This is a genomic window from Streptomyces sp. NPDC046862 (genome assembly GCF_040704615.1).
Taxonomy (GTDB): domain Bacteria; phylum Actinomycetota; class Actinomycetes; order Streptomycetales; family Streptomycetaceae; genus Streptomyces.
Map to the genome: position 1 here is coordinate 1 of NZ_JBEYXP010000025.1, position 22,258 is coordinate 22,258.

A 22,258-nucleotide genomic window follows, 5' to 3' on the forward strand; every position below is an offset into this window, starting at 1 on the left:
AAACGCCCGGTTACATTCCGAACCCGGAAGCTAAGCCTTACAGCGCCGATGGTACTGCAGGGGGGACCCTGTGGGAGAGTAGGACACCGCCGAACGATTATTGGGAAAACCCCCGCACCTCACGGTGCGGGGGTTTTCTGCGTTCAGGGAAGGGTTTTTGTTTCCCAGAGGAGTCTGCCCCTGGGAAACACTCCTCACAGACGTCCCGCCGCTTTCAAGGCCAGGTAGGCGTCGGCCAGCGCCGGTGCCAGGTCGTCCGGGGTCGTATCAACGACCGTAACTCCGTGACGGCGCAGCTGTTCGGCTGTCCGGTGCCGTTCTGACTGGGCCTGGGCCGCGGCAGCGGCTTCGTAGACGGCATCTGGATTTCCGCGTGCTTTGGCCATGCCGGCGACGTGCGGATCCGCCACTGATGCCACGAGGACCGTATGGCGCCGAGTGAGTTGAGGGAGTACGGGAAGCAGGCCTTCTTCGACAGGGGCCGCGTCCAGGCTCGTCAGAAGCACGATCAGGGCGCGGCGCGGTGCTGTACGCAGTGCGGTGGCCGTGAGGCCGCGGGCGTTGGTTTCGATGAGTTCGGGTTCCAACGTGGCCATCGCGTTGACCAGGGACGGGAGGACGTCTCCTGCCGTGCGGCCCTGGACGAGGGCGCGTACGCGACGGTCGTACGCCAGGAGGTCCACGCGGTCGCCGGCTCGGGACGCGAGGGCGGCCAGGAGCAGGGCCGCGTCCAGGGAGGCGTCCAGACGCGGAGCGTCGCCCACACGTCCCGCGGAGGTCCTGCCGGTATCCAGGACCAGCAGGATGTGGCGGTCGCGTTCGGGACGCCAGGTGCGGACGGCGACCGCGGACTGACGTGCGGTGGCGCGCCAGTCGATGGAGCGGGTGTCGTCACCGGGAACGTATTCGCGGAGGCTGTCGAACTCCGTGCCCTCGCCTCGGGTCAGCACGCTCGTGCGGCCGTCGAGTTCGCGTAGGCGGGCCAGCTTGGACGGCAGGTGCTTGCGGCTGGTGAACGGAGGCAGGACCCGTACCGTCCAGGGGACCTTGTGGCTGCCCTGGCGGGCGAACAGGCCGAGAGGCCCGTACGAGCGGATGGTGACGAGGTCTGCCTGGCGGTCGCCGCGGCGGGTGGGGCGCAGGCGGGTGGTGACGCGTCGGCGTTCGCCCGGGGGGATTGTCAGGCGATGGCGGGAGGCGGCCACCTCGGTGCCGGGTTGCCAGCTGCTCGGAGGCCAGGCGTCGCGGAGGTGGGCGCGTAGTGGGCGGTTGGACGGGTTGGCCACGGTGAGGGTGACGTCCGCCGTTTCGCCCAGGCGCGCCGAGGTGTCGCCGGAGCGGGTCAGGCCGAGGCGGCGTACGGGCGCGGCGAGAGCGAAGTCGCAGGCGCAGGCCAGGGCCAGGGGGACGTTCACGGCGAGGATGCCCGTCCAACTGGGTTCCCAGATGCCGACGGGGAGGGAGCCGAGGGCCGCGAGGAGTGCGGCGCGTCCGGTGAGTGCCATCAGCGGGGGACGGGGACGTGGGTGAGGATCGCGTTGATGACCGAGTCGGCCGTCACGCCCTCCATTTCGGCCTCAGGGCGGAGTTGGACACGGTGGCGGAGGGTCGGGAGGGCGAGGGCCTTGACGTCGTCGGGGATGACGTAGTCGCGGCCCGTCAGCCAGGCCCAGGCACGGGCGGTCGCCAGGAGGGCCGTGGCGCCGCGTGGGGAGACGCCGAGGGTGAGGGACGGGGATTCGCGGGTGGCGCGGCAGATGTCCACGACGTAGGCGGTGATCTCGGGGGAGACCGTGGTCTTGGCGACCGAGGCGCGGGCGGCTTCCAGGTCTGCCGCGTTCGCTACGGGGCGTACGCCGGCGGCGCGCAGGTCGCGCGGGTTGAAGCCCTCCGCATGACGGGTGAGAACGTTGATCTCGTCCTGGCGGGAGGGGAGCGGGATGGTGAGCTTGAGGAGGAAACGGTCCAGCTGGGCCTCGGGGAGCGGGTACGTGCCCTCGTACTCGACGGGGTTCTGGGTGGCGGCGACGAGGAACGGGTCCGGGAGAGGGCGCGGGGTGCCGTCGACGGTGACCTGGCGTTCCTCCATGGCTTCCAGCAGGGAGGACTGGGTCTTCGGGGGGGTGCGGTTGATCTCGTCGGCGAGGAGCAGGTTGGTGAAGACCGGGCCGGGCTGGAAGGAGAACTCGGCGGAGCGGGTGTCGTAGACGAGGGATCCGGTGACGTCGCTCGGCATCAGGTCGGGGGTGAACTGGACGCGCTTGGTGTCGAGTTCGAGGGCGGACGCCAGGGCGCGGACGAGGAGTGTCTTGGCGACGCCGGGGACTCCTTCGAGGAGGACGTGGCCGCGGCAGAGGAGGGCGACGACGAGGCCGGTCACCGCGGGATCCTGGCCGACCACGGCCTTGGCGATCTCGGCGCGCAGGGCTTCCAGGGAGGAGCGGGCGGCGCCCGGGTCCCCGGCGTACCCGGCGTTGTCAGTGGTCGGGTCCATCATGGACGGCGTACCTCTCTTTCGAGGGCGTCGAGTTGGTCGGCGAGGGCGGTCAGGCTTGCGTCGTCGCCGGGTGGTGGGCCGAAGAGGAGGGCGTGCAGGGCCTGTCCGTCCGCGTGGTTGTCGAGGTGGGTGGACAGGGCGGGGAGCAGGGCCTCGGGTGCGTGCGCCTGGGCGAGGGGGATGCCTACGAGGAGGGCGAGGCGGGTGCGGGTGGTGGAGCGCAGGGCCGCGGACGCGCGGTCGCGGGCGTTGGCCTTGCGGTAGAGGCGGGCGCGGCCTTCGACGGTTTCGGAGGCGCGGATCGCGACGGGGAGACGTTCGGGTACGAGGGGGCCGAGCCGGCGTGCCCTCCAGAGGGCGGCCAGGGCGCCGGCGACGAAGAGCTGGAGCGTGCCCCAGAGCCAGCCCGAGGGGAGCAGGTCGAGGAAGCCGCGCTCGCCGTTCTCGGTGAGGGCGTCGTCGGACAGCGAAGGGAGGTACCAGACCAGATGGGGGCGCGAGCCGAGGAGTTGGAGGGCGAGCGAGGCGTTTCCGCGCTCGTCGAGACGGTCGTTGAAGAAGATGCTGCGGGCGCCGAGCACGATGGTGTCGCCGCCTCCTTCGGGTGCCGGCAGGCGCACCAGGCTGGGCAGACCGTCGCTGGGGTAGCAGGTGTCGGCGTCCGGGTCGGTCGTGCGGTAGCGGATGCCTCCCGTGTCGGCGGTGCCCGCGCTGCGGGCTGCCGGCAGGTCGCACTGGGGGGTGAGCGTCGAGTGGGGGCTGCGTGCCCGGTCGGCGCGCACACCGGGGGCGAGGGTGCCGATGGAGGGAGAGTCGGGGGCGAGCAGGACCGTGCGGCCGCCGGAGGTCCGGGTCGCCGTGCGGAGCTCGGTCTGTTGGCGGTCCGTCAGCAGGTCGGGGACGGCGACCAGGAGGGTGGTGCCGGAGCCGGTGGCGGCGCGGGCCTCGTCGAGGGTCGTGACCAGACGCGTGGACACGCCTCGGTCGTCGAGGAGTTCGGCGATCGCGCGGCTGCCGTTGGGGTCGGCCGAGCGCGGGTCGAGCATGCCGTGCTGGGAGGTGGAGCGGACCGAGGCGATCACGACGGCCGCCGCCATGAGGAGGACCAGCGCGAGCACGACGCCGCGCGAGCGGGTCCACACGTGGCGGACGGTGGGCGAGGCCGAGGTGGAGGGCGCGGTGTCCGGGGGCGTGACCTCGGTGGTCATTCGGCGGCTCCCCGGCGTGCGCTGCCGGCCGTGTCGCTCACGCCGGCTGTGTCGGTCGTACTGGCCGTGCTGTGGGCGCTGTTGGTCAGCACGGGCTTGGTGCGCTCCAGCTCGTCGTCGAGGGCGGCGAGGCGGCGGTACGTTCCGTCGTCCGCCGACCTGCCACCGTATGTGACGTCGTCGAAGTCGCGGGAGGCCGTGCGCAGCCGTTCCGCGTGGGCGGGGAGCGTGCGGCCCGCTTCGGAGGCGGCCTCGTCGGCGGTGCGGCCGGGGCGTACGTCGAGCAGGGCGCGTTCCTCGAGGGAGCGTACGACGGCGCGCATGCGTTCCTGGACGGCCTGGTTCCAGTGGCCCTGGGCGGCGTGCGCCTCGGCGGTGGCGCGGTGCTCGGCGGCGCTGCGGGGGCGGTCGTCGAAGAGCGCGGCGGACGTCGTGGGCGTGCGGTGGGGGGTGCCCAGGCGCCACCACAGTGCGCCGAGGAGCGCGAGGACCACCAGGACGATGACGACGAGGCCGAGTGCGCCGCCTGGGGTGGCGGCGGACGCGGCGTTGAACAGCGTGTCGAGCCATTCCCAGAAACGGTCCAGGGCGCGCTGGAACCAACTGGGGTCGTTCTCGTGGTACATCCGCTTGGACAGCTCCCGCCTGGCCGCCTCGCGGGCGGGGTCACGCGGTGTGGTGAGCGGTGGTGCGTCGTCGGACATCGGCAGCGCCAGGACCGCTGTGGGAACTCCCCCCGTCACGCCGTCAGCTCCCCGGAGTCGTGCCGGGTGCTTGAGTGTCGTATCCCTGGATGCCGGCGGCGCGGGCCAGGTCGAGGTCGAGGGCCTCGCGGCGGATGCGCTGGTCGATGTAGAGGAGCACGGTGACACCCGCGGTGATGGGGAACGTGAGCGTGGACCCGATCACCGAGCCGATCCCGCTGATGACGAGGAACGTCCAGCCGACCTCCCCGGTGCTGGTGTTGAGGAAGCCGGAGAGGCCGTCTCCGCTGAGTGCGGCGGCGATGAAGGCGAACGGGATCACGATGATCGACGCGAGGATGTTGGCGATGAGCGCGGCGAGCAGCTGGATGCCGAAGACCCGCCACCAGGAGCCGCGCACCAGCTTCGCGGAGCGGTTCATCGACTTCAGGACGCCCTGCTTCTCCAGCATCAGCGCGGGGGAGGCGAGCGAGAAGCGGATCGTCAGCCACACGGCGACGGCGCCGCCGCCGATGCCGCCGAGCGCGGCGAGCGCGGCGCCTCCTCCGCCTCCGCCCCCGGCGATCACGAGGATTCCGGGCAGGATGCCGACGGTGATGATGGTGAGGGCGATGAGGGGCAGCAGGAGGGTCAGGCCGAACAGCCTGGCCAGCCGGGGCCGGGCCTCGCGCCAGGCCTCCGCCGTGGTCACCGGCTTGCCGAGCACCGCGCGGCTGGTCACGGAGGTGAGCAGGGCCGTGGCCACGATGGTGCCGAGCAGGCTGATGAGCAGGACGACGGCCGAGCTGAGCATGGTGGTGCCCAGGGCCCGGGTCAGTTCGTCGAGGGAGGCGCTGGGGTCGTTGAGGGCCTCGGTGCCGGCGGCGTCGTTGAGGACGAGGCCCTGGAGCAGGATGACCGCGATCTCCGTGACGACGGCGACGGTCAGCGAGATGCCGAGGACCGTGCGCCAGTAGGTGCGCATGGTGGAGACCGCGCCGTCGAGGATCTCGCCGACGCCGAGTGGGCGCAGGGGGATCACGCCGGGTTTGGCGGCGGGCGGGGGACCGCCCCACGCTCCGCCCCAGCCGCCGGGGCCGCCGTATCCGGGCGGGCCCCATCCGCCGTAGCCTCCGGGGCCGCCCTGGCCGCCCTGGCCAGGGCCACCGGGGCCGCCGGGCTGCCCGCCGCCCCAGCCCGGGCCGGGCGGAGGGGGCGGTGGAGCCTGGCCGGGGGTCTGCGGGCTCGGAGCGGACCACTGGCCGGGCGGGGGCTGCTCCTTGGACCACTTCGACGGCGGCTCGGAGGGGTTCACGCCACCCTGGTCCGGCTGCTCCGGGGGCTGGGTAGCGCCGGAGCCGGCCGGTTCCTGGCCGTCCGACGGGGCGGATCCGGGCGAGGCCCAGCCCGGAGTGTCTTTCATCGTCGCTCCTTCACGATGCCCGTCCGCGGTCGCGGTGGCAGGTTGGCGCCCATCGTGCCACGGGGCGTCCGTCAAGTGACCAGGGGTGGTATGGGCTGTGCACCTTCAATTGTCAGCGGGGTAGGGGGCAGACTGGGCGGATGGCTGATCAGCAGGCGCAATCCAGCGACGACAACCGGCCGACGGAGATCCCCGCGATCCGTTGGGACGAGCCACCGGAAGGGCCCGTCCTGGTCCTTCTCGACCAGACACGGCTGCCGGCCGAGGAGGTCGAGCTGGTGTGCACGGACGCGCCCGCGCTGGTGGAGGCGATCCGTACCCTCGCGGTCCGCGGGGCGCCGCTGCTGGGCATCGCCGGGGCGTACGGCGTCGCGCTCGCCGCCGCGCGTGGGTTCGACGTGGAGGAGGCGGCCGCAGGGCTCGCGGGTGCTCGGCCCACCGCGGTGAACCTCGCCGTGGGCGTGCGCAGGGCCCGGGACGCGTACCTGGCCGCGCTCGCCGAGGGAGGGGACCAGCAGCGGGGCGCCGAGGCGGCTCTCGCGGCGGCGCGGGCGCTGCACCGTGAGGACGCCGAGGCGAGTGCCCGCATGGCCGGGCACGGGCTGGCGCTGCTCGACGAGTTGCTGCCGGCCGGCGGGCACAGGCTGCTCACGCACTGCAACACCGGTTCGCTGGTGTCGGGCGGGGAGGGCACGGCGTTCGCGGTGGCCCTCGCGGCACACCGGGAGCGGCGGCTGCGCAGGCTGTGGGTGGACGAGACGCGGCCGTTGCTGCAGGGTGCCCGTCTGACGGCGTACGAGGCGGCGCGCAGCGGGATGGCGTACACCTTGCTCACGGACAATGCGGCGGGTTCGCTGTTCGCGGCGGGGGAAGTGGACGCGGTGCTGGTGGGGGCCGACCGGATCGCGGCCGACGGCTCGGTGGCGAACAAGGTGGGGACGTATCCGCTCGCGGTGCTGGCCCGGTACCACCATGTGCCGTTCATCGTGGTGGCGCCGGTGACGACGGTGGATCCGGACACCCCTGATGGTGCGTCCATCGAGGTGGAACAGCGGGCCGGGTACGAGGTGACGGAGATCGCGGCGCCCCAGGTGCCGGTGGCGGGAGCGGAGGCGGGCGGTGGGATTCCGGTGGCACCCCTGGGAACCCAGGCGTACAACCCGGCGTTCGACGTGACACCGTCGGAGCTGGTGACGGCGATCGTCACCGAGGAGGGCGCTGTGTCGCCCGTGACGGCCGAGGCACTTGCCGAGCTGTGTGACAGGACACGCCAGGTAACGACTTAGTTAATGGGATGATGTCATTCATGAAGGGACGAGTCCTTGTCGTCGACGACGACACCGCACTGGCCGAGATGCTCGGCATCGTGTTGCGTGGTGAAGGTTTTGAGCCGTCTTTCGTAGCCGACGGCGACAAGGCGCTGGCCGCTTTCCGGGAGAGCAAGCCCGATCTGGTGCTGCTCGACCTGATGCTGCCCGGCCGGGACGGCATCGAGGTGTGCCGCCTGATCAGGGCCGAGTCCGGGGTGCCGATCGTGATGCTCACGGCCAAGAGCGACACCGTGGACGTGGTGGTCGGCCTGGAGTCCGGTGCCGATGACTACATCGTGAAGCCGTTCAAGCCGAAGGAGCTCGTGGCCCGTATCCGGGCGCGGCTGCGGAGGTCGGAGGAGCCGGCGCCGGAGCAGCTCGCCATAGGTGATCTCGTCATCGACGTGGCCGGTCACTCCGTGAAGCGGGACGGGCAGTCGATCGCGCTGACGCCGCTGGAGTTCGACCTGCTGGTGGCGCTGGCGCGCAAGCCGTGGCAGGTGTTCACGCGCGAGGTCCTGCTGGAGCAGGTCTGGGGCTACCGTCACGCGGCGGACACCCGTCTGGTCAACGTCCATGTGCAGCGGCTGCGGTCCAAGGTCGAGAGGGACCCGGAGCGGCCGGAGATCGTGGTGACCGTCCGGGGCGTCGGGTACAAGGCGGGGCCGAGCTGAGATGAGCGGAGACAGTGCCGCTTCGGCGCCCGGCCAACCGGGGACCCGCGCGGGGCGGCCTGTCGGCCGGAGGACGGCGGGGGCCGGCTGGGGGCGCCTTCTCGACGGCGGGCTGCTGCAGGGGGGAATCCACGGCAGCCCGGTTCTGCGGCTGTTCATGCGCTGGGTGCGCCGTCCGCTGTTGCCGGTGATGCGGCTGTGGCGGCGCAACATCCAGCTCAGGGTGGTCGCGACGACCCTGCTGATGTCGCTCGGTGTGGTCCTGCTGCTGGGCTTCGTGGTCATCGGACAGGTGCGCAACGGGCTGCTGGACGCCAAGGTGAAGGCGTCGCAGAGCCAGGCGACGGGCGGCTTCACGGCCGCCGGGCAGAAGGCCGACAGCGCGGCGACCGTGGCCGGGAACGACAGCCCGGACCCGGACGGCGACTCGGTGAAGAACGTCGGCGAATGGATGAGCAACCTCTCGGAGTCGCTCTCCAGCGGCGGCCAGGGCGCGTTCGACGTCGTGATGCTCAGCAGCAGCGGAGCCGGTGACACCCGCGGTTTCGGGCCCCGCGCCTCCGGCGGGGTGGAGCCGACCCTCAGCGTGCCCGAGGACCTGCGCGATCGTGTGGACGACGGCGCGGGTGCGGCACAGAGCTACACGCGCATCGTCTACGAGGCCGCCACCGGCAAGGAGTCGCAGCCCGCGCTGGTCATCGGCAAGCAGGTCAACGACCCGTACGGCAACCCCTACGAGCTGTACTACCTCTTCCCGCTCAGCCAGGAGGAGAAGTCGCTGAGCCTGGTCAAGGGGACGCTGGCGACGGCGGGACTGTTCGTCGTCGTACTCCTCGGGGCCATCGCCTGGCTCGTGGTGCGCCAGGTGGTCACGCCGGTACGGATGGCGGCCGGGATCGCCGAGCGGCTGTCGGCGGGGCGCCTTCAGGAACGTATGAAGGTCACCGGTGAGGACGACATCGCGCGGCTCGGTGAGGCCTTCAACAAGATGGCGCAGAACCTACAGCTGAAGATCCAGCAGTTGGAGGACCTGTCGCGGATGCAGCGGCGGTTCGTCTCCGACGTGTCGCACGAGCTGCGCACCCCGCTGACGACGGTCCGTATGGCCGCCGACGTCATCCATGAGGCGCGCGTCGACTTCGATCCGGTGACCGCGCGGTCGGCGGAGCTGCTCGCCGACCAGCTGGACCGGTTCGAGTCGCTGCTCGCGGACCTGCTGGAGATCAGCCGGTTCGACGCGGGCGCGGCGGCCCTGGAGGCCGAGCCGATCGATCTCAGGGAGGTCGTGAGGCGGGTGGTCAGCGGGGCGGAGCCGCTCGCCGAGCGCAAGGGCACGCGGATACGGGTCGTCGGCGACCAGCAGCCCATCGTGGCCGAGGCCGACGCCCGGCGCGTGGAGCGGGTGCTGCGCAACCTCGTCGTGAACGCCGTGGAGCACGGTGACGGCAGGGACGTCGTGGTCAAGTTGGCCTCGGCGGGCGGCGCGGTGGCGGTCGCCGTGCGCGACTACGGAGTAGGGCTCAAGCCTGGCGAGGCGACGCGGGTGTTCAGCCGCTTCTGGCGGGCGGACCCGGCACGCGCGCGTACCACCGGTGGTACGGGTCTGGGGCTGTCCATCGCCCTGGAGGACGCGCGGCTGCACGGTGGCTGGCTGCAGGCGTGGGGCGAGCCGGGCGGCGGTTCGCAGTTCCGGCTGACGCTGCCGCGGACCGCGGACGAGCCGCTGCGCGGATCACCGATACCCCTCGAACCCAAGGACTCGCGGCGCAACCGGGGACTCGACGAGGCCGGTCTGTCCCTCGGCGGCAGCAGCAAGCTCGCCACGGTCCCGTTGCAGGCGTCCGGAGAGAACGTGCAGGTGAGGGCGCCCATAGGGATGCGGTCGGCCGGGACGACGCCCACGGTGGACCCGACGGCGCTGCCGGGGGACGGGGCGCGGGTCGTGCCCCGTCCCACCAGGGCCGCGGGCCGTCCGGCGGACGGCGACGTGGGGGACACCGAAACGGGGGATGCCGAAGCCGGCGACACCGAAGCGCGGGACGCCGGGGAACAGCCGTCGCAGGGCGGCGCGGAGGAGTACGAGCAGGGGGAGGCATTCCGTGGGCGTTGACCGCGAGGGGCGCGGCCGTCGGCGTGGGATGCGCGTGGGGGCGTACATCGGCTGCGGTGCCGTACTGCTGTCCGGGTGTGCCTCGATGCCGGACAACGGGGATCTGCGCGGTGTCGAGTCCACGCCACGACAGGACGCGCAGGTACGGGTCTACGCGCTGCCGCCGCGTGAGGACGCCCGGCCCTCGGAGATCGTGCTGGGCTTCCTGGAGGCCCTCACCAGCGACGACCCGAACTATGAGACGGCCCGTATGTACCTGGCCGGCAAGGCGCTCTCCGACTGGCGTCCGAGCGACTCCACGACGGTTCTCGCGGAGGGGCCGAGTGCCCTGGTCGAGCCGTCGGGGACGAGGGAGAACGACGGTGACTTCCTCTACCGGCTGACCGGCCGTGAGGTCGCACGGGTGGACGCGCAGCACGCGTACGAACCCGCCGACGAGACCTACAACGAGACCGTGCACCTGACTCAGGTGAAGGACTCCAAGGGCACCAAGCAGTGGCGCATCGACCGGCTGCCGCCGGGTGTGGTGATGGGCAAGTCGGACTTCCAGCGCACCTACGTGTCCGTGAACAAGTACTACTTCACCTCGTTCGCGCAGTCCGGCCTGCTGGGTACCGTGGCCGATCCGGTCTACGTGCGCCGGGAGGTGGACCCGGTGACGCAGATGGTCCGGGCGCTTCTGAAGGGTCCGACCCGCTGGCTCAATCCGGTGGCGCGGACGAGTTTCCCCTCGGGCACCGCTCTGAAGAAGGGCGTCAGGTCGCTCACGCCCGACGACAAGAACAAGCTGGTCGTGCCGCTGAACGGCAAGGCCGACCATGTCGGGCGCGGCAAGTGCGACGAGATGGCGGCGCAGCTGCTGTTCACGCTCCAGGACCTGATGCCCACGGGTGTGGACGAGGTGGAGCTGCAGCGGTCGGACGGTACGCAGCTGTGCGTGCTCGACGAGGGTGGGGCCGAAAGCGTCGCCTCGCGCGGCGTGGGCAGGCCGGCGGAGTACGAGTACTTCATCGACGGCGAGGGCCGGCTCGTCCGGATGCTCGGAAGCGGTGCGGGCCGGGACCCCGAGCGCGTGCCCGGCGCCCTGGGCACCGGCGACACCCAGCTCCGGTCGGCCGCCGTGGCACGCGACGAGGACCGGGCGGCGGGTGTGTCGAAGGACGGCAGCGCGTTGTACGTCGGGTCGCTCGCGTCGGGCGGTTCGCTCGGCGACCCGGTGGTGCGCAGCGAGGGCCCCACCGACAAGGACCGGCTGACGACACCCAGCTGGGACGGGCGGGGCGATCTGTGGGTCGCCGACCGCAATCCGAAGAAGCCGCGGCTGCTGATGCTGCGGGACGGTGCGGGCGAGCCCGTGGAGGCCGCGACACCGGGGCTCGACGGGCGCATCGACGCGGTGAGGGTGGCCGCGGACGGCGTACGGATCGCGCTGATCGTGGAGAAGGAGAACAAGCAGGCCCTGTACATAGGGCGGATCGAGCGGGACTCCGACTCCAGTGGTGACCCGTCCGTGTCGATCGTCGCGCTGCGTTCGGCCACGCCGCAGTTGGAGGAGGTCAAGGCCATGTCGTGGGCCGGGGACAGCCGGCTCGTGGTGGTCGGGCGTGAGTCGCGCGGTGTGCAGCAGATGCGGTACGTGCAGGTGGACGGTTCCATGCCGGACGGTCCGCAGCCCGCGTCGCTCACCGGGGTGAAGGAGATCGCCGCGTCCGAGGACGAGCGGCTGCCGCTGGTGGCGCATTCGGAGGACGGGATCGTACGGCTGTCGTCCGGTTCGCAGTGGCAGAAGGTGGTCAGCGAGGGGTCGGCGCCGGTTTATCCGGGATAGCGGTATCCGGGACAGGTATCCGGGGAGCGGCGAGCGTCCGCGCGCGCGGGCGTGCACAGGGGGCTGTCGCTCGTGTGGGGGACGGCCGTGGGCCGTTGCCGCGAGTTGTCCACAGGCGGTTGTCCACAGGGGTGGCCGGGTCCCGCCGACGTTGGCACAGTGGTGGGCATGCGGGGGTGGTGGCAGGACCTCACCGATCTGGTGCTGCCGGCCGAGTGCGGAGGCTGCGGGATGTCTCGCACGGTGCTCTGCCGGGAGTGCCGTGCCGCCCTGAGCGGGGCCGCACCGCGCCGGGTGCGACCCGTGCCGGAGCCGCCCGGGCTGCCCGTGGTGCACGCGGCGGCCCGGTACGAGGACGAGGTACGGGCGGCGCTCCTCGCCCACAAGGAGCGGGGCGCGCTGACGCTCGCGTCACCTCTCGGCGCGGCCTTGGCAGGGGCCGTACGGGCGGGGCTCCAACAGCAGGGGCTGCGCGAGACGACAGGCGTGCGGGAGTGCGTGCTGCTCGTTCCCGTGCCGTCGGCACGCTGGGCCGTGAGGGCACGTGGGCACGACCCGGCGCGGCGGATCGCGCTCGCCGCCGCCCGGGAGCTGCGGCGCACGGGGACGCCGTCCCGGGTGGTCGGCGTGCTGAGGCAGCGCCGGGCCGTGGCCGACCAGTCGGGTCTCACCGCGCGGCAGCGGCTGGACAACCTCGCGGGCGCCCTGGAGGTGGCCGACGGAGGAGGCCGGTTGCTGGCAGGGGGCAGGGTCGTGCTCGTGGACGACCTGATGACGACGGGCGCCTCGCTGAGGGAAGCGGCGCGTGCCGTACGGGAGGCGCTGGAGGAAACGGCTGTGTACGGCGGCGTGACAGGGGAAGTAAGAGCGAGACGGATCGCGGGTGCGACCGCGGCGACCGGAGTGAGGTCGGTGCGGTCGGCTCCCGGGGAGGTGATGGACCGTAGCCGAGCAGTACCGGGAAAGGCGGCTGAGAACGGTGCCGGATACATGATCCGTGCGGCGGTGGTCGCTGCCTCACCTGAATCTTTCCAATAAACCGGAACTGAGAGAGAACTTGCGTCGTTGCAGGTAACAAGAGGGTCAAATCACCTGAACGGAGGTACGTCGCAGTAGAGGGTGACGACATCCGTCCGGGCGAGATATGTTCGGTTGTGAGGGAAAGGCGGTGGCCGTTCCTCGCATATCCGAATGCCGTGCTGCGGGTTTTCTGTAATCACCCGCGACGGCAGGGCGGAGATCTCGTCCATGGGGGAGGAGGAGGTGGCAGTCACCAAGTCCGAGGCTCCGGGACGTACCGGGGCCTGGTGATGCACAAGGGAGACGCTCCGCACTGGCGCGGGGCGATCCGGGAACGGAGTTCTGCGTGGACATCGTCGTCAAGGGCCGCAAGACCGAGGTGCCCGAGCGGTTCCGCAAGCACGTGGCCGAGAAGCTGAAGCTGGAGAAGATCCAGAAGCTCGACGGCAAGGTGATCAGCCTCGACGTCGAGGTGTCCAAGGAGCCCAACCCCCGGCAGGCCGACCGGTCGGATCGAGTGGAGATCACGCTCCACTCCCGCGGTCCGGTGATCCGGGCGGAAGCAGCGGCCAGCGATCCGTATGCGGCGCTCGACCTGGCGGCGGAGAAGCTGGAAGCCCGGCTGCGCAGGCAGCACGACAAGCGTTTCACGCGCCGTGGAGCCCGACGGCTCACGGCAGCCGAGGTCCCCGACCACGTCCCGGGCGTGGCGACGCTGAACGGGAACGGCAAGGCCGTCGACGAGGAAGAGCAGCCGGACGGTGTTCCCACCAAGAAGATCGGCTCGCTGGAGGTCAAGGGTGAAGGCCCCCTCGTCGTCCGCGAGAAGACCCATGTCGCGTCCCCGATGACCCTTGACCAGGCGCTCTACGAGATGGAGCTGGTCGGGCACGACTTCTATCTCTTCATCGACTCCGAGACCAAGGAACCCAGTGTCGTCTACCGGCGGCACGCCTACGACTACGGCGTCATCCACCTCAGCACCGATCCGATGGTGGCCGAAGGGCGTTCGGCTGCCCCGGGTGGTGCGCTCGGCGGCTGACCTCGCCGGGTGACAGTCGATCGGGTGCCCCTGGAGCGCGCGTGTGCGCCCCCAGGGGCACCCGTGTGCGACCCCTCGATGCACCGCTCTGTCACCGCTCCGCAGCCCAGGCATGAAATCATGGCTGGACCGGCCCCAACCGGTGGGCTGTTGCCTTTGGTTGGCGATGGCACAGAAACACAGGCCACGGCCTTCTAGGGGGAGGAACGATGGCGGACAGCTTCGGACCGATGCGTGACGAGGATGCCGACGGCGGCGTCGTCGGCATGGGCTCGGAGGCGGGCTCCCCACGCAAGGAGCCCATCCGGGTGCTCGTCGTGGACGACCACGCGCTCTTCCGCCGGGGCTTGGAGATCGTGCTCGCGGCCGAGGAGGACATCCAGGTCGTGGGCGAGGCCGGTGACGGGGCGGAGGCGGTCGACAAGGCGGCCGATCTGCTGCCCGACATCGTGCTGATGGACGTACGGATGCCCAAGCGCGGCGGGATCGAGGCGTGCACCTCCATCAAGGAGGTGGCCCCCAGCGCGAAGATCATCATGCTGACGATCAGCGACGAGGAGGCCGACCTCTACGACGCGATCAAGGCGGGCGCGACCGGTTATCTCCTGAAGGAGATCTCCACGGACGAGGTGGCCACGGCCATTCGCGCGGTCGCCGACGGGCAGTCGCAGATCAGTCCCTCCATGGCGTCGAAACTGCTCACCGAGTTCAAGTCCATGATCCAGCGGACCGATGAGCGCCGGCTCGTGCCGGCGCCGCGATTGACGGATCGTGAGCTGGAGGTCCTCAAACTCGTGGCGACGGGAATGAACAACCGTGATATCGCCAAGGAGTTGTTCATCTCCGAGAACACGGTGAAGAACCACGTGCGCAACATCCTGGAGAAACTGCAGCTGCACTCCAGGATGGAGGCCGTGGTGTACGCGATGCGGGAGAAGATCCTCGAGATCCGTTAGGCGTACGGGTCGGAAGCACGGAAGCACGGAAGCGCGGAACTCGGTGGCGGTCAGGCGAGGGTGCGGTTCAGCTCCCTCGTGAGGGGTTCGCGCAGCTCCGGGGTGTCCACCCGCTCCACGCGTACGTCCGTGCAGTCCACCCAGCTCGCTGCCTCTCGCAGGGCCTGGGCCACCCCGGGAACTGCCTTGGGGCCGACGAGGTTTATCTGCTTGGCGACCAGGGTGCGGCCGTCGCGAGCGGGGTCGACGCGGCCGACGAGGTGGCCTCCGGCGAGGACCGGCATCGCGAAGTAGCCGTACACACGCTTCTGTTTGGGGGTGTAGGCCTCCAGGCGGTGGGTGAAGCCGAAGATGCGCTCGGTCCGGGCCCGCTCCCAGATCAGGGAGTCGAAGGGGGACAGGAGCGTCGTACGGTGGCGGCCACGCGGTGCCGTCTCCAGGGCCGCCGGGTCGGCCCAGGCGGGCTTGCCCCAGCCCGCGACCGTCACCGGGACCAGGCCGGAGTCCGCGATCACCGCGTCGACCTGCTCGGCCTTGAGACGGTGGTAGTCGGCGATGTCCGCGCGCGTGCCGACGCCCAGGGCCTCGCCGGCGAGGCGGACCAGGCGGCGCAGGCACTCGGTGTCGTCCAGCTCGTCGTGCAGCAGCTCCGCCGGGATCGCTCGCTCGGCGAGGTCGTACACCCGCTTCCAGCCGCGGCGTTCGACGCAGACCACCTCGCCGTACATCAGGGCCCGCTCGACGGCGACCTTCTCGCCGGACCAGTCCCACCACTCACTGGTCCGCTTCGCGCCGCCCAACTCCGTGGCCGTCAGGGGCCCTTCCGCGCGGAGCTGCTTGATGACGCGGTCGTACGCGCCGTCCGGCAGCGCGTGGTTCCAGTGCGGGCGGGAGCGGTAGGCGCGGCGGCGGAACGCGAAGTGGGGCCACTCCTCGATGGGGAGGATGCAGGCGGCGTGAGACCAGTACTCGAAGGCGTGCGGTTGTTTCGGAGACGTGCTGACCGGGGCGGTCGACCAGTACGCCCTGTCCACCGTCCCGCGGCCCACCGCGCCGAGGCGGGCGTACGGGATGAGTTCGTGCGAGCGGGCGAGGACCGAGATGGTGTCGAGCTGGACCGCGCCCAGATGCCGCAGCACACCCCGCACGCCGCCCTTGCGGTTGGGTGCACCCAGGAAACCCTGGGCCCGCAGGGCGATGCGACGGGCCTCGTCGGCGGAGAGCTGGGCGGTGGGGCGCGGCAGGGTCGTCATGGTCCGCACGATAGGGGGTGCCACTGACAACGGGGCCCGAGCCCGGGATTCCGGGCTGCGCAGGGACGTTACGGCCGGCCCGGCACGTACGGTGCCGTCGACGGCAGGCCCAGGTCCGAGGGGAGAAGAGAGGCCACCCAGCAGTCGCGGCGTACGCCCTTGTTGTCGATCGCGGAGCGGAGGGTGCCCTCCAGGGTGAAGCCCGCCTTGTCGGCCACCGCGCGGGACGCCGTGTTGCCGACCTCGGCGCGCCACTCCACACGGTCGATCGCCACGGAGGTGAAGGCCCAGCGGGAGACGGCGAGGGCGGCCTCGGTGATGTAGCCGTTGCCGCGGTGCTCCTTCGTCGCCCAGAAGCCGATCTCGCCGGTGCCGAGCGAGCGCATGGTGATGCCGAGCATGCCCGCCAGCTCCCCGGAGGGGAGGAAGACGCCGAACGTGTACATCGAGGAGTCCGCCCACCCGTCGGGCGCCATCTGACCGACGAACAGCTCCGCGTGCTCGCGCAGGTACGGCGACGGGATCATGGTCCAGCGCTGGATCTCGGGGTCCTGCGCGGCCGCGTACACCGCCTCGGTGTCGTGCGGGCCCACCGTGCGCAGGACGAGCCGGTCGGTGGTCAGGGTGACGGGGTCCATCGGGCGATTCTGGCTCGCTGCGGCGGGAGAGCGCCATCCTTTTCGATACCGGGCCGGTCGATGTCGGACCTGGTCGGCCGGTGTCCGGTCAGCCGGACGCCGTTTTGTGGTCCGTGTTGTTCGCGGTGCGTGAGGGTCTGATCACATTTCGCGCATTTCGTGGACGGAACGCGGCACCATCCGTCTCGCACGTCCGTTGTCCTAGTGGCTGTCACGGCCAGACCTCCCGGCACGGTGGGGTCCTCGCTTACGATGGCCGTTGCTCAACTGGTATTGAAGCTGTCATTGAACCTGTCCATGGAAAACCGACCGTCCCAGGCCCGATCGGCAAGGAGACAAACCCCCGTGTCCGTCCTCTCAAAGATCATGCGTGCAGGCGAAGGCAAGATCCTGCGCAAGCTGCACCGCATCGCGGACCAGGTCAAGTCCATCGAAGAGGATTTCGTCGACCTCTCCGACGCCGAGCTGCGGGCCCTCACCGATGAGTACAAGCAGCGCTACGCCGACGGCGAGAGCCTCGACGACCTGCTCCCCGAGGCCTTCGCCACCGTCCGTGAGGCGGCCAAGAGAGTCCTCGGCCAGCGGCACTACGACGTGCAGATGATGGGCGGCGCGGCACTCCACCTCGGCTACGTGGCCGAGATGAAGACCGGTGAGGGCAAGACCCTGGTGGGTACGCTGCCGGCGTATCTGAACGCCCTGTCCGGGGACGGCGTCCACCTGATCACGGTCAACGACTACCTGGCCGAGCGCGACTCCGAGATGATGGGCCGCGTCCACAAGTTCCTGGGCCTGACCGTCGGCTGCATCCTGGCCAACATGACGCCGGCCCAGCGCCGCGAGCAGTACGGCTGCGACATCACGTACGGCACGAACAACGAGTTCGGCTTCGACTACCTCCGCGACAACATGGCGTGGTCCCAGGACGAGCTCGTCCAGCGCGGCCACAACTTCGCGATCGTCGACGAGGTCGACTCCATCCTCGTCGACGAGGCCCGTACGCCGCTGATCATCTCCGGCCCGGCCGACCAGGCCACCAAGTGGTACGGCGACTTCGCCAAGCTGGTCACGCGCCTCAAGCGCGGCGAGGCGGGCAATCCGCTGAAGGGCATGGAGGAGACCGGCGACTACGACGTCGACGAGAAGAAGCGCACGGTCGCCATCCATGAGTCCGGTGTCAGCAAGGTCGAGGACTGGCTGGGCATCGACAACCTCTACGAGTCGGTGAACACGCCGCTGGTGGGCTACCTGAACAACGCCATCAAGGCCAAGGAGCTCTTCAAGAAGGACAAGGACTACGTCGTCATCGACGGCGAGGTCATGATCGTCGACGAGCACACCGGCCGTATCCTCGCAGGCCGCCGCTACAACGAGGGCATGCACCAGGCGATCGAGGCGAAGGAAGGGGTGGACATCAAGGACGAGAACCAGACGCTCGCCACGATCACCCTGCAGAACTTCTTCCGCCTCTACGGCAAGCTCTCCGGCATGACCGGTACGGCGATGACCGAGGCCGCCGAGTTCCACCAGATCTACAAGCTCGGCGTCGTCCCGATCCCGACCAACAAGCCGATGGTCCGCAAGGACCAGTCGGACCTGATCTACCGCACCGAGGTCGCCAAGTTCGACGCGGTGGTCGACGACATCGCCGAGAAGCACGAGAAGGGCCAGCCGATCCTCGTCGGTACGACGTCGGTCGAGAAGTCCGAGTACCTCTCGCAGCAGCTCTCCAAGCGCGGCATCCAGCACGAGGTGCTGAACGCCAAGCAGCACGACCGTGAGGCGACGATCGTCGCCCAGGCCGGCCGCAAGGGCGCCGTGACGGTGGCCACGAACATGGCCGGTCGTGGTACCGACATCAAGCTCGGCGGCAACCCCGACGACCTCGCCGAGGCGGAGCTGCGCCAGCGCGGCCTCGACCCCGAGGAGCACATCGAGGAGTGGGCCCACGCCCTGCCCGCCGCCCTGGAGAAGGCCGAGCGGGCCGTGAAGGCCGAGTTCGAAGAGGTCAAGGAACTCGGCGGGCTCTATGTGCTGGGCACCGAGCGGCACGAGTCGCGCCGTATCGACAACCAGCTGCGCGGTCGTTCCGGCCGTCAGGGCGACCCCGGCGAGTCCCGCTTCTACCTCTCCCTGGGCGACGACCTGATGCGTCTGTTCAAGGCCCAGATGGTCGAGCGCGTGATGTCGATGGCGAACGTCCCGGACGACGTGCCGATCGAGAACAAGATGGTCACCCGCGCGATCGCCTCCGCCCAGTCGCAGGTCGAGCAGCAGAACTTCGAGACCCGTAAGAACGTCCTGAAGTACGACGAGGTCCTCAACCGCCAGCGCGAGGTCATCTACGGCGAGCGGCGCCGCGTCCTCGAGGGCGAGGACCTGGACGAGCAGATCAAGCACTTCATGGACGACACGATCGACGCCTACATCCAGGCCGAGACCGCCGAGGGCTTCGCCGAGGAGTGGGACCTCGACCGGCTGTGGGGCGCGTTCAAGCAGCTCTACCCGGTGAAGGTCACCGTCGACGAGCTGGAGGAGGCGGCCGGTGACCGTGCCGGGCTGACCGCCGAGTTCATCGCCGAGTCCATCAGGGACGACATCACCGAGCAGTACGAGGGGCGCGAGGCGCAGCTCGGCTCCGAGATCATGCGTGAGCTGGAGCGCCGGGTGGTCCTGTCGGTCCTGGACCGCAAGTGGCGCGAGCACCTCTACGAGATGGACTACCTCCAGGAGGGCATCGGCCTGCGCGCGATGGCCCAGAAGGACCCGCTGGTCGAGTACCAGCGCGAGGGCTTCGACATGTTCCAGGCCATGATGGAGGGCATCAAGGAGGAGTCCGTCGGCTACCTGTTCAACCTGGAGGTCCAGGTCGAGCAGCAGGTCGAGGAGGTTCCGGTCGAGGACGAGAAGCCTTCGCTGGAGAAGAAGGAGGACGCGGTTCCGGCCCAGGCGGGCGCCCGTCCCGAGATCCGCGCCAAGGGGCTGGAGGCCCCGCAGCGCCGTGAGCGCCTGCACTTCTCCGCGCCCACCGTGGACGGTGAGGGCGGCATCATCGAGGGCGACTTCGCCGAGGACGAGCCCGTCCGTTCCGAGGCCGACGGCCTCACGCGCGCGGAGCGCCGCAAGCAGGCCAAGGGCGGTCGGCGCCGCAAGAAGTAACGGGTACCTTCGGCGAGACAGCCGTGTGAAGGGCCGGGCACTTGCGAGTGCCCGGCCCTTCTGCGTACGGCCATCGCCGATTGCTCCGGTCCGTCCTTGTGCGTCCGTCCTCGTGCGTCAGTCCTCGTCCGTGCCGGGCATTCTCGGGCCGCCCAGTTCCACGGCTGTGCAGCGCCAGCGGTGGTCGGGGCCGTGTTCCAGGCGGAAGGCCATGGCCCGGAGCTGGTCACCGGCGCCGATGCGGGCGAATGCCTCGATGGCTCCGGGGCGGGGCTCGTAGTAGCCGATGTCGCGGACGACCGGGCGGGTACCGCGGGTCGTGCGCAGGGGGCCGCGTTCGGCGAGCCAGGCCAGTTCGTCGTACGCGCGTCCGACGGTGTGGCGCAGCATGCTGTGGACCGGACGCTGACCGCTCAGCACCGCCAGGAGGAGGTCGGCGAAGTGGTCGGTGGGGCGCGGCTGGGGAAGAGCGGGCATGAGCGGGGCCGCGCAGGGTGCCGGCGGGCGGACGGGGCCGCCGAGGACCGCCGTGTCGGCCGCTGTCGTGCCGGTCGCCGCTGTGCCGGCCGCTGCCGTGCCGGTTGCTGCCGTGCCGACCGCCATCGTGCCGCTCGCCGCGGAGCCCGGTGTGGTGGAGCCCGGTGTCGTGGAGGGGCGGCTGTGGCCCGGAGCCGTGCGGGGCGGGGCCGTGCGGGTCGGGTTGCCGCCGGGGTGGCGGGTGTCGTGGCGCGTGTCGTGTCGGACCGGCGGGCGGGTGCGGGTGGCGGGGTGGCGCCGGGTCCTGGTCATGACCTTGTTCATTGGGGGTTCCCCGTTCCGTGAACCGACCGCTCAGGGGATACCGGTCGGTAACTTCGTGGTTGGGGATCTTGTACGGGGCCGGAGGGGAGCGCCGCAACGAAGCCGGGCACGCCGCCGGGGCGCCGGATTCTTCACCTATCAGGGTGATCCGGAGGTGCGGAACCCTTGGGGGCACTGGGGTGTACCGGGTGATCGGGGAGTGGCGGGTGGACGCCGTGGACGGCGCGGGTGGGGACCCGATGGGGGACGCCCGCACGTATCCTGGGGTGACTCACCGGAGGTGCGGGACCACGGACCGGTCCTGTCGAAGGCTCCCCCGCGTTTCCCGTGTCCTTCCGGTGGCCCTTCCCGACTACGAAAGCGGCTCGTCATGCGCGTCTACGTCCCTCTGACCCTTCCCGGTCTCGCCGAGGCGTACAAGACGGGTGAGCTGGGAGAAGGGCCGTTCGTCGCGTACGCCGTCACGCCCGCTCTGCGCGAGTGGTACCTCTCCGACGACATCGAGGAGCTCGAGTACGCGGCCCTCAACCGCGCCGCCGTCGCCTCGCTGCGGCTCCTCGCCGTGGAGCCCGGGGTGGTCCGCCGGCGCGTGGTCGTCGCCGTCGACGTCGCCGACGGGGCCGCCGCGGCCGATCCCGACCGCGGGCTCGACTCCGCGGCGCTCGGCGAGGTACGGGTCGCCGGTCCCGTCCCGCTGGCCAGGGCGGCGGCCGTGCACGTCGACTCCGATGACGCCGAGACCGACGTGGCCGCCGCCGCGGACGCGCTGGGCGCGGCCGATCAGGGGGACGACGACGCCCAGTTCACCGTTGACGGTGCCGAGGACCACGAGCTGTTGTGGTTCGCCACGCAGGAGATTCCCAACCTGGTGGGACTGGGGGACTGACCTGCGGCGACCGGTCCTGGCGACCGGCGCGAAGGAGTCGGACACGGGCGTGCGGTGGGCGGTCACGATGCGTTGTCAGTCGTGCCGGGTACGTTCTTGGTATGGGGAAGCACGGAGCAGCGCACATCGTCTGGGACTGGAACGGGACCCTGTTCCACGACAACGAGGCGATCATCGGGGCGACGAACGCGGCGTTCGCCGAGCTGGGCATCGAGCCGCTCACACTGGAGCGGTACCGGGCGTTGTACTGCGTGCCGGTGCCCAAGTTCTATGAGCGGCTGATAGGGCGGCTGCCGACGGACGAGGAGTGGGAGATGATGGACGAGATCTTCCACCGGTACTACTTGGAGCACCGCACGACCTGCGGGCTGACCGAAGGCGTGCCGACGATCCTCGCGGACTGGCAGTCGGCGGGGCGCAGCCAGTCGATCCTCAGCATGTACGGGCATGAGGAGCTGGTCCCGCTCGTGCGGGGGTTCGGGATCGAGCCGCACTTCCTACGGGTCGACGGGCGGACCGGGCCGTCCGGTGGCAGCAAGGCCGAGCACATGGTGCGGCACGTGGGCGCGCTCGCCGGTGTGCAGCCGACCCGGGTGGTGGTGATCGGGGACGCCGCCGACGACGCGGTGGCCGCGCGGCACGTGGGCGCGCAGGCGGTGCTGTACACCGGCGGTTCCCACAGCCGCGCCAGCCTCGAGGTGGTGGGGGTGCCCGTGGTGGACACCCTGGAGGAGGCGGTCGCGGAGGCCGAGCGGTTGGCGGCCTGACGG

Annotated in this window: 18 protein-coding genes and 1 rRNA gene; 11 read left to right on the forward strand and 8 right to left on the reverse strand. The window is 70.7% G+C overall.

Translation table 11 applies throughout. From position 1 onward, the window contains the following. A 5S ribosomal RNA gene (gene rrf / locus AB0959_RS26435) occupies positions 1-95 on the forward strand; the annotation flags it as partial. Positions 96-194: 99 nt separating this feature from the next. Here the strand turns inward: rrf and AB0959_RS26440 are convergent. Genes AB0959_RS26440 through AB0959_RS26460 form a run of 5 tightly spaced genes read right to left on the reverse strand, consistent with a single transcriptional unit; the run spans position 195 to position 5,811 of the window. After that, entirely contained in the window at positions 195-1,505 is a 1,311-nt protein-coding gene (locus tag AB0959_RS26440) for a DUF58 domain-containing protein (RefSeq protein WP_366829046.1), read from the reverse strand. Continuing rightward, the gene (locus AB0959_RS26445; RefSeq protein ID WP_366829183.1) at positions 1,505-2,494 is read right to left on the reverse strand and encodes a MoxR family ATPase; all 990 of its coding nucleotides are present in this window, start codon (positions 2,492-2,494) and stop codon (positions 1,505-1,507) included. Before AB0959_RS26445 ends, AB0959_RS26440 begins: the two co-directional genes overlap by 1 nt. Then, positions 2,494-3,705, reverse strand: coding sequence for a DUF4350 domain-containing protein (locus AB0959_RS26450; RefSeq protein WP_366829047.1), 1,212 nt, complete (start codon positions 3,703-3,705; stop codon positions 2,494-2,496). The genes AB0959_RS26445 and AB0959_RS26450 overlap by 1 nt, the downstream gene beginning before the upstream one ends. After that, positions 3,702-4,409, reverse strand: coding sequence for a DUF4129 domain-containing protein (locus AB0959_RS26455; RefSeq protein WP_366829184.1), 708 nt, complete (start codon positions 4,407-4,409; stop codon positions 3,702-3,704). The genes AB0959_RS26450 and AB0959_RS26455 overlap by 4 nt, the downstream gene beginning before the upstream one ends. Before the next feature lie 43 nt (positions 4,410-4,452). Continuing rightward, on the reverse strand, positions 4,453-5,811 hold the full coding sequence (locus AB0959_RS26460) for a hypothetical protein (RefSeq protein WP_366829048.1): 1,359 nt from the start codon (positions 5,809-5,811) through the stop codon (positions 4,453-4,455). A gap of 140 nt (positions 5,812-5,951) precedes the next feature. Between AB0959_RS26460 and mtnA the strand changes: the two genes are divergently transcribed. The 7 genes from mtnA to AB0959_RS26495 all read left to right on the forward strand — a co-directional run bounded on the left by mtnA (position 5,952) and on the right by AB0959_RS26495 (position 14,751). Further along, positions 5,952-7,097 (forward strand): S-methyl-5-thioribose-1-phosphate isomerase, encoded by a 1,146-nt coding sequence (gene mtnA / locus AB0959_RS26465; RefSeq protein ID WP_366829049.1) that lies wholly within the window; start codon positions 5,952-5,954, stop codon positions 7,095-7,097. 8 nt (positions 7,098-7,105) lie between these two features. Continuing rightward, positions 7,106-7,795 (forward strand): two-component system response regulator MtrA, encoded by a 690-nt coding sequence (mtrA, locus tag AB0959_RS26470; protein WP_194238626.1) that lies wholly within the window; start codon positions 7,106-7,108, stop codon positions 7,793-7,795. Between the two features lies 1 nt (position 7,796). Then, entirely contained in the window at positions 7,797-9,905 is a 2,109-nt protein-coding gene (gene mtrB, locus AB0959_RS26475) for an MtrAB system histidine kinase MtrB (RefSeq protein ID WP_366829050.1), read from the forward strand. Then, positions 9,895-11,733: an LpqB family beta-propeller domain-containing protein gene (locus tag AB0959_RS26480; RefSeq protein ID WP_366829051.1), complete on the forward strand. Its 1,839-nt coding sequence runs from the start codon at positions 9,895-9,897 to the stop codon at positions 11,731-11,733. The genes mtrB and AB0959_RS26480 overlap by 11 nt, the downstream gene beginning before the upstream one ends. Before the next feature lie 168 nt (positions 11,734-11,901). Further along, positions 11,902-12,771: a ComF family protein gene (locus AB0959_RS26485; RefSeq protein ID WP_366829052.1), complete on the forward strand. Its 870-nt coding sequence runs from the start codon at positions 11,902-11,904 to the stop codon at positions 12,769-12,771. A 295-nt stretch (positions 12,772-13,066) separates the two neighbouring features. Further along, on the forward strand, positions 13,067-13,795 hold the full coding sequence (raiA, locus tag AB0959_RS26490) for a ribosome-associated translation inhibitor RaiA (protein WP_366829185.1): 729 nt from the start codon (positions 13,067-13,069) through the stop codon (positions 13,793-13,795). 209 nt (positions 13,796-14,004) lie between these two features. Further along, positions 14,005-14,751 carry a response regulator transcription factor gene (locus AB0959_RS26495; protein ID WP_366829053.1) on the forward strand — a complete coding sequence of 249 codons (747 nt, stop codon included), beginning with the start codon at positions 14,005-14,007 and terminating at the stop codon, positions 14,749-14,751. A gap of 50 nt (positions 14,752-14,801) precedes the next feature. Here AB0959_RS26495 and AB0959_RS26500 read toward each other — a convergent pair whose 3' ends face one another. Both AB0959_RS26500 and AB0959_RS26505 read right to left on the reverse strand, forming a co-directional pair. Continuing rightward, positions 14,802-16,004 (reverse strand): crosslink repair DNA glycosylase YcaQ family protein, encoded by a 1,203-nt coding sequence (locus AB0959_RS26500; RefSeq protein WP_366829054.1) that lies wholly within the window; start codon positions 16,002-16,004, stop codon positions 14,802-14,804. Between the two features lie 68 nt (positions 16,005-16,072). Next, complete coding sequence (locus AB0959_RS26505; RefSeq protein ID WP_366829055.1) at positions 16,073-16,642, reverse strand: GNAT family N-acetyltransferase; 570 nt, start codon at positions 16,640-16,642, stop codon at positions 16,073-16,075. Positions 16,643-16,987: 345 nt separating this feature from the next. Here AB0959_RS26505 and secA point away from each other — a divergent pair, with 345 nt between their 5' ends. Beyond that, positions 16,988-19,801, forward strand: coding sequence for a preprotein translocase subunit SecA (gene secA, locus AB0959_RS26510; RefSeq protein WP_366829056.1), 2,814 nt, complete (start codon positions 16,988-16,990; stop codon positions 19,799-19,801). Between the two features lie 117 nt (positions 19,802-19,918). Here the strand turns inward: secA and AB0959_RS26515 are convergent, their stop codons facing one another. Continuing rightward, the gene (locus AB0959_RS26515; RefSeq protein WP_366829057.1) at positions 19,919-20,602 is read right to left on the reverse strand and encodes an Rv3235 family protein; all 684 of its coding nucleotides are present in this window, start codon (positions 20,600-20,602) and stop codon (positions 19,919-19,921) included. Between the two features lie 370 nt (positions 20,603-20,972). Between AB0959_RS26515 and AB0959_RS26520 the strand changes: the two genes are divergently transcribed. Both AB0959_RS26520 and AB0959_RS26525 read left to right on the forward strand, forming a co-directional pair. Further along, positions 20,973-21,488, forward strand: coding sequence for a hypothetical protein (locus AB0959_RS26520; protein WP_366829058.1), 516 nt, complete (start codon positions 20,973-20,975; stop codon positions 21,486-21,488). A gap of 101 nt (positions 21,489-21,589) precedes the next feature. After that, entirely contained in the window at positions 21,590-22,255 is a 666-nt protein-coding gene (locus tag AB0959_RS26525) for an HAD hydrolase-like protein (RefSeq protein WP_366829059.1), read from the forward strand. Positions 22,256-22,258 lie beyond the last annotated feature (3 nt).